8 protein-coding genes are annotated in these 7,556 nt (G+C 60.2%); 4 read left to right on the top strand and 4 right to left on the bottom strand.

The features are described 5' to 3' along the window. Positions 1 to 1,120 (top strand): elongation factor G (locus QZ638_RS21070; RefSeq protein WP_295814112.1); only part of this gene is annotated, 1,120 nt, incomplete at its 5' end. Between the two features lie 116 nt (positions 1,121 to 1,236). Beyond that, on the top strand, positions 1,237 to 2,211 hold the full coding sequence (gene msrP / locus QZ638_RS21065; protein WP_295814109.1) for a protein-methionine-sulfoxide reductase catalytic subunit MsrP: 975 nt from the start codon (positions 1,237 to 1,239) through the stop codon (positions 2,209 to 2,211). A gap of 239 nt (positions 2,212 to 2,450) precedes the next feature. On the opposite strand, the gene QZ638_RS21060 is transcribed toward msrP, so the two are convergent. Both QZ638_RS21060 and trxB read right to left on the bottom strand, forming a co-directional pair. Continuing rightward, complete coding sequence (locus QZ638_RS21060; RefSeq protein WP_295814107.1) at positions 2,451 to 3,341, bottom strand: LysR family transcriptional regulator; 891 nt, start codon at positions 3,339 to 3,341, stop codon at positions 2,451 to 2,453. A 77-nt stretch (positions 3,342 to 3,418) separates the two neighbouring features. Then, a complete protein-coding gene (trxB, locus tag QZ638_RS21055) occupies positions 3,419 to 4,393 on the bottom strand; it encodes a thioredoxin-disulfide reductase (RefSeq protein WP_295814104.1) in 975 nt (324 codons plus the stop codon). A gap of 376 nt (positions 4,394 to 4,769) precedes the next feature. On the opposite strand from trxB, the gene QZ638_RS21050 reads away from it, so the two are divergent. Then, positions 4,770 to 5,243, top strand: coding sequence for an Lrp/AsnC family transcriptional regulator (locus tag QZ638_RS21050; RefSeq protein WP_295814101.1), 474 nt, complete (start codon positions 4,770 to 4,772; stop codon positions 5,241 to 5,243). Between the two features lie 27 nt (positions 5,244 to 5,270). Here QZ638_RS21050 and QZ638_RS21045 read toward each other — a convergent pair whose 3' ends face one another. Together QZ638_RS21045 and QZ638_RS21040 are read right to left on the bottom strand one after the other, a co-directional pair. Further along, complete coding sequence (locus QZ638_RS21045; RefSeq protein WP_295814098.1) at positions 5,271 to 6,050, bottom strand: hypothetical protein; 780 nt, start codon at positions 6,048 to 6,050, stop codon at positions 5,271 to 5,273. A 1-nt stretch (position 6,051) separates the two neighbouring features. Beyond that, entirely contained in the window at positions 6,052 to 6,843 is a 792-nt protein-coding gene (locus tag QZ638_RS21040; protein WP_295814095.1) for a glycosyltransferase family 25 protein, read from the bottom strand. A gap of 72 nt (positions 6,844 to 6,915) precedes the next feature. Here QZ638_RS21040 and QZ638_RS21035 point away from each other — a divergent pair. Further along, the coding region (locus tag QZ638_RS21035; RefSeq protein WP_295814091.1) for a glycosyltransferase at positions 6,916 to 7,556 on the top strand (641 nt) is incomplete at its 3' end.

Here is a 7,556-nt window from a genome sequence, read left to right as displayed (position 1 = left end):
CAAGCTCTCCGTCGCCCGCGTGCTTTGCGGAACGATAGCCGACGGGACGGAACTGCGCACGCTCAAAACCGTCGACAAGATCTCCGGCCTCTACACACTGCTTGGACGCGAACAGAACAAGCTTGGCAAGGCGGAAACCGGCGACACGGTTGCCCTCGGCAAGCTCGACGGCGTACAAACGGGCGACACGCTTACCACGGCCAAGATCGCCATTGCCCCGCTTGCGGCCTTCGAGAACCCGCAAGCGGTGTATTTCGCAGCCGTGCGCCCCACCGAGCGCAAGGACGAGGCGAAGCTCTCGCTTGCTCTCCAGAAACTCACCGAGGAAGATCCTTCGCTCGGTCTCGAACAGAGACAGGAAACAGGCGAAACCATCGTCTGCGGTCAGGGGGAGATGCATCTGCGCGTTACGTGCGAGCGTCTCGAAGGGAAATATCAGATCCCCGTGGACACGTCTTCACCGAGCGTCGCCTATCGTGAAACGATCCGCAAAGGCACCACGAAGCGCGGCCGACACAAGAAGCAGTCGGGCGGTCACGGACAGTTCGGCGACGTGGTGCTCGACATTCGCCCCCTGCCCCGCGGCACGGGCTTCGAGTTCACCGACACGATCACCGGCGGCGTGGTGCCGAAACAATACATTCCGTCCGTTGAAGCGGGTGTACGGGAGTATCTGAAATCCGGCCCTCTCGGCTTTCCCGTCATCGATCTTGCCGTGAACCTTGCCGACGGCTCTTACCATTCTGTCGATTCATCCGATATGGCCTTTCAGCTCGCCGGACGCCTGGCAATGAAGGAAGGGCTCGGCGACTGTTCGTCGGTTCTTCTGGAACCGGTTCTCAAGATCGAAGTCTACACTCCCTCGGACGCGACAGCGCGCATCACGGCGATCCTGTCGCAGAGGCGCGGGCAGATTCTGGGTTTCGACGCCAGGCCGGGCTGGAGCGGCTGGGATGTGGTTGAGGCAATGATCCCCGCCTCCGAGACCGGCGATCTGATCATCGAATTGCGATCCGCGACGGCAGGCGTTGCCAGCTACCGCGCTACCTTCGATCACATGGCGGAGTTAACGGGACGTCTGGCGGATGCGGCCCTGAACGCGCAGGGCAAAGCCGCATAACCGAAAATGTCTGGAAAATCGGCCGGGCCGGCACGCAATCGTGAAACGTCGTGATTTTGAAACGCGGACAAGCGACTCTACCACTTGGAACGGTTCGAAACCTGTCGGAGAACGCCATGCCCGCCATTCACCGGCCTCCGCGTTGGGCCGTTGCCGAAGGCGCGGCGACCCCCGAGCTCGTTTTCGCCAACCGTCGCGCCGTTCTTGCCGGTCTGGGGTTGGCGCTTGCGGGCGCCGGGCTCGTGCCGCGTGTGGTTAAGGCGCAAACGCAAGGCGACGCCGCCGCGCGCACGACCTTCCTTTATCCGGCGCAGCGCAACCGGACCTACACGGTCGATCGCGCACTCACGCCCGAAGCGGTGAGCGGTTCCTACAACAATTTCTACGAATTCGGTTCGCACAAGCAGATCGCGCGCGCGGCGCAGGCGCTTGTCACCCACCCCTGGGACATAGAGGTCGACGGGCTGGTGGAGAAACCGCTAACCATCGCCTTCGAGGATCTGGTCAGACGCATGGCGCTGGAAGAACGCCTCTACCGCCACCGTTGTGTGGAAGCGTGGTCGATGACGGTGCCTTGGACCGGGTTTCCGCTTTCCGCGCTCCTCGCCCTGGCCAGGCCGCTTTCATCCGCCCGTTTTGTCCGCTTCGAAACCTTCAATGATCCCGGCATCGCCGGCGGCCAGAAGCAGGTCTGGTATCCCTGGCCCTATGTGGAAGGCGTGACGATGGAGGAAGCGACGAACGATCTCGCCTTTCTGGTTACCGGCGCCTATGGCAAGCCGCTTGCGGAACAGTTCGGTGCCCCGCTGCGCCTCGCCTTGCCGTGGAAATACGGCTTCAAGTCCATCAAATCGATCCGCCGAATCTCTTTCACCGATCAACAGCCGATCGGCTTCTGGGAGGAGATTGCCGCCAGCGAATACGGGTTCTGGGCGAATGTGAACCCGGATGTGCCACACCCACGCTGGAGCCAGGTGGAGGAGCGTGTCCTGCACACGGGCGAACGCGTGCCCACACAGCTTTACAACGGCTATGCCGAGGAAGTCGCCGGCCTCTACAAAGGGCTGGAAAGCGCGTCGCTTTATCGGTGACCGCTCGATTCTCGATGGCAGATAAAAAAAGAGCCGGATCACGGAGATCCGGCTTAGTCGTTGGAAGTGCCATATAGGCGAAACCTCCAGAGGGGAACACTCGCGAGGGCAAATGGGAGGAGAACGCCCCCGGGAGTGCTTCTGATATGGGCAATGAACGCCTAAATAACAACCACGTGTTTTTGCATTTCACCCATGCAATTTTGCATAACACGCGGTATTTCTTGCGAAATACTGCGTCAAAATGCCCAGTGTCGGGATTTCGAGATAAGAAAATCGCGGAAAGCGTGAAGCTTTGCCTGGTTTTTCATCACGTTCGGATAGCAGAAATAGGTGTCGAATGACGGCACGGCGGTTTCGGGCAGAAGCTGCACAAGATCGTTGCTTTTGCCCACCACATAATCGGGAAGCATGGCAATGCCCGCCCCACGCTGAACCGCGAGTTTGATCGACAGAATGTTGTTGATCTGAAGCGCGGTCTGCCGTTTCGATCCTTCCGGCCGGCCAGCCGTCTCCAGCCAGTTCATATCGCTCAGATGCGGCGGCACGGCCTCGCCGAAGGTCACGATCCGATGTTTGTCCAGATCGGCAATCGAGGCCGGCTTGCCATGCTTGTTCACATAGGATGGCGAAGCGAACAAATGGAAATGCACGGTGAACAGCTTGCGCTGGATCAGATCGGGTTGCTGCGGTTGGCGCATGCGGATTGCACAATCGGCCTGCCGCATGGTCAGGTCCAGTTCCTCATTGTCCAGAATGAGCTGCAACTCGATGTCCGGGTAGAGTTCGATGAACTCCGGCAGACGCTCTGTCAGCCAGCCCGTCCCGAGCCCCACCGTTGTGGACACCTTCAAAAGGCCCGATGGGCGATCCTTCGCCTCGGTGAGACGCACACGGACGCTTTCGAGTTGCATCAAGACTTCATGCGCGGTGCGATAGAGCATTTCACCCTGTTCGGTCAGCACCAGTCCGCGCGCATGCCGATGGAAAAGCGGCACGCCGACTTCCAGCTCCAAAGCGCTCACCTGGCGTGAAATCGCCGACTGCGAAAGATGCAGCGTTTCAGCGGCGTGCGTAAACGAGCCCGCCTCGGCGGCGGCGTGAAAAACCCTGAGTTTGTCCCAGTCCAACGCCTCGTTCTCCTCTGTCAGGCGCTTGCACCGTCATGAGCGTTGCCGCCCGTTCCTGTCGCCGCGTCGTTCCCGCTTTATTCGGCAGCTTCCTTTTTCGTTTCCATCGCCGCCAGATATTTTTCAGCCTCCAGCGCGGCCATGCAACCAAGGCCTGCCGCCGTCACGGCCTGGCGATAGATGTCGTCTGCCACATCTCCGGCGGCAAACACACCCGGAACATCGGTCTGGGTCGTTCCGGGCTGCGTCCACAGATAGCCATTGGGCTTCTGCTTCAGCTTTCCCTCAAATAACTCGACCGCGGGCGCATGGCCGATCGCCACGAAGACGCCGTCGACGGCAAGGTCGGAGACCTGGCCCGAATGCACGTTCTTCACACGCACGCCCGAGGCCGATGCCGGCATGGGCGGTTTTGCGGGCGCGCCGGTAATTTCTTCGACCACCGTGTCCCACACGATCTTTACATTTTCTTTCGCCATCAAACGTTCCTGAAGGATACGCTCGGATCGCAATTCGTCTCGCCGGTGGATAAGTGTCACCGATTTGGCAAGGTTGGAAAGGTACAGCGCTTCCTCGACGGCCGTGTTGCCGCCACCGACAACCGCCACATCCTTGCCGCGATAAAAGAAGCCGTCGCATGTCGCGCATGCCGACACACCGAACCCCATAAAGGTCGCTTCGGAGGGAAGCCCCAGCCATTTTGCCTTGGCGCCGGTGGCAATGATGAGCGCGTCGCAGGTGTATTCGGCCCCCGAATCGCCCTTGAAACGGAAAGGACGCGAGGAGAGATCCGCCTCGACGATCAGGTCGTTGGCGATCTCGGCGCCGACATTTTCCGCCTGGGCACGCATCTGCTCCATGAGCCAGGGCCCCTGGATCGGATCGGCGAAGCCGGGATAATTCTCCACATCGGTGGTGATCGTGAGCTGGCCGCCCTGTTCCAGACCGGCCACGAGGAGCGGGTTCAACATTGCGCGCGCCGCATAGATCGCGGCCGTGTATCCGGCCGGTCCCGAACCGATGATGAGAACGGGCGCGTGACGACGTGACATGGAGAAATCCTTTCTTCCTCGCTGACCTGCTGAGCGAACCTTTGCCGCAGCAGCGCATCTTAAAGCTCAACAGGCATCGCTCAACCATCCCGGCGGCGACACGCACATCGGGACGGCCACCTTTCAAGGCCGCCATCCAAAACGAAACGGTGACATGATCTAAGTATTCACCGCCCCATCTTGCAAGGCGAGGAATGGGTTTCCAACAGCTACCGAATGCCGCTCCCCGCATAAATGGGTTCGAAAAGCCTTCAAACACGGTGGATAGTGCGCCTTCCCCGTGAATGCATTGCTTGGCTTGGCCCGGCGCTTGCCCTAATTTCGGTTCGCGCCGGTGAAAGATTCTCGCGCGTTCGCAACAGAAATGGGAAACACTATGCCGCTACAGGCCGATCTTGACGCAATCGACTGGAAAATCCTGCGTGAGCTTCAGGCCGACGGCAAGATGACGAATGTCGAATTGTCCCGGCGCGTTGGCATTTCGGCGCCGCCCTGCCTGCGGCGCGTCAAGCGGCTGGAGGAAGGCGGCGTCATCAAGGGCTATCGCGCCCTGCTCAATTCGCCCGCCCTCGGCTACGATGTGGTCGCCTTCTGCCTGATCGGCCTGCACTATCAGTCGGAAACCGAGCTCAAGACATTCGCCCAGCGCACATTGCAATGGCCGATCGTGCGGCGCGCGTGGATGGTTTCGGGCGATTCCGATTTCATGCTGCACTGCGTGGCAAGCGACCTCACCACCTTCCAGACCTTCGTGATCGAGCAGTTAACCTCCGCGCCCAATGTCGACACGGTGCGCACCGCGCTGACCATCCGGCAGGTGAAGGACGAAGGCCTCGTGGCCATCGAATAGCCGATTGCGGCCGCAACTGCCCCACTTCTATTCATAGTTTTCGAAATCCGGCACGGGCAGCGTCTGCAGAATGCGCTCCCGGTATTCCAGCGTCAGCGGGGCAAGTATGTCGCCCAGCAGAAAACTCCACGGCACCGGATAGCGCGACGGCCCGTCGCCGTAATCGACGCCCGGCACTTCCTTGGGATAGCGCGCCGGATTGGCCTTGAGGTGCGGCAGAAGAATGTCGAGCCGTTGCTCGACGATCGAAAGCCAACGCCGCGTGAATTCCGTGTCCGGCCGGAATATAAAGGCACAATTGCCGATGACACGATCGCGCCGAAGCTTGGTCCACCGGTACCGCAGCGCCATCTCGACGCGACCGACCGGCTTTTCGAGAAAATAGCGCTGACCGTCCACCATCGACTTGCGGAAGCGCGCCATACCGCCCGGCACCTCGCGATATCCCGCACCCAGGGCGTTCTTGTCCACAACGGCATCGAAAGCCGGTTCCCACGACGCGCCGCAGCGCTTGATATCCGAGTAGCCGCCGCCGAAATGATGCATGAAATAGGCGCGTAGATAGTCCGATTGGTGGATCGCAGAGAGATATTCGAATGCGCTGTGAAAGGGTCGATCGGGAGACGCGAAACCCGCCAGCGTTCGCTCCGTGACGAGATGTATCCGACACGCGGCCTTCTCGAGCGTGCGCAACCCCTCGAGCCGCGCTGGCGAAAGTTTCGCCGGCCCCAGCCAGAACACGAATATGCGGCCCCGCCAATCGGCGGCGAGGTCGTCAACGCTGGAAAGCCAGCCCCGTCCCCCCACGCTACCGAAACTCCACTCTCAACCGCTGGCGTTGCCCCGTCATGCTCAGAGACTTGTTCATCAGGCTGCGCGACTCCTTGCTACAGATCTCCTTTAAACGTCGCGCGGGCGGCAGTCCATGACGCTGCTTGACCTCTCGTCCTTCGATGCTGGTTCCGGGGTCTTGCGTCCGGCCTTCACCCTTCACCCCCCATTCCTGAACGCACACCGCCGGCGAGAGTTGATAGACAACCGAGGTGGAGAAAACGGGTGAAAGCGCGCTGAAAAGAAAATCGTCCAGCGCCTCGCAAAAAGTCTCGCTTTGCCGCAACAGACGCTCTGCGCAATCGCGCGAGACGATGTAACCCGCAGCGCAATAGTGCGAGGATCGGAGACGCTGCACCCGCCGGCCATCGATCATCCCCCGCGGGGATGTATCCAGATAGACGCGCGAGGCGGTCGTTTCCAGCTTGACGATGTCCGCGTCCCCCGGAACCCAGCCGTCATCTCCCAGGACCGCGGCAGCGTTCTCGCCAAGAAAAACGTCATCCTCGAAGATCGCCGCGTGGCGGATACCGGCGTCGAGAAAGGCCCTCCAGCAAGCACGGTGACTGAGAAAGCAGCCAACCTCGCCCGCCGTCAGGCGACCCCATCGCCCGTCGGCCGGAACGCGACGTTGCAGTTCCGCCTGCTCCAGAAGACGTCCGTCGACCCCCTCGATCCGCTCGAACGAAAGCCCCGCTTCGCCGAAACGTCGGCGAAGCGTTTTCAGACGGTCCTCCGCCCGGCGAAGATTCATTACATAAATGTTCACTTACTTAATATTCCGAATACTTTCAGAAATAATTCAACATACATTCACAAAATAGAAATAGACGAATAACATATGAGTAAAGAAAAACTTCTGCCTGTAAATATGCTCTGGGTCGGCGAGAGCGTCGGCCTCAATGAACAACTGTCGATGCTGAGCTTTCTTGCCTGCGGGCATCCTGTCCTCTTGCATGTTTACGACACCGTCACAAATGCGCCCAACGGCGTACGTCTTGTGGATGCGACCAGAACCGTCGAGTTCGAACGGATACAAAGTCTGCGCGAACGCAAGACCGGGTCCTTCGCGCTCGCCTCGGACTATTTTCGCTACATGCTGCAAGCCAGGAATGCCGGTTTGTGGGCGGACATGGACATGGTCTGTCTGAAACCCGTTCGCAAACGAAAGCAAACCATCATGGGCTTCGAGCGTCCGGACTCGATCAACTGCGCGATCCTCCAACTCGACAAGGACCTTCCGATCGTCGGTGAGTTGCTGGGTATTTTCCGAGACGGCTACATCCCACCCTGGGTCGATCCGAAGGTTGCCAGGAAGAGGCGGCTGAAGCGTTGGCTCCCGAACCGGCGCATCCGCCCCGCCATCATGCCGTGGGGCACCTATGGCCCCCAGGCCCTCACCAGCCTGGCACGCAAGCACGCGCTCATCGATCAGGCCGAGCCGAAACCTGTTTTCTACCCGCTCGATCAATTCCGCGCGCA

Origin of the sequence: uncultured Nitratireductor sp., assembly GCF_913053745.1 — a bacterium.
Lineage (GTDB): Bacteria > Pseudomonadota > Alphaproteobacteria > Rhizobiales > Rhizobiaceae > Nitratireductor.
Note: the sequence above shows the minus strand (reverse complement) of the source record. Positions and strands in the feature narration are given on the sequence as shown.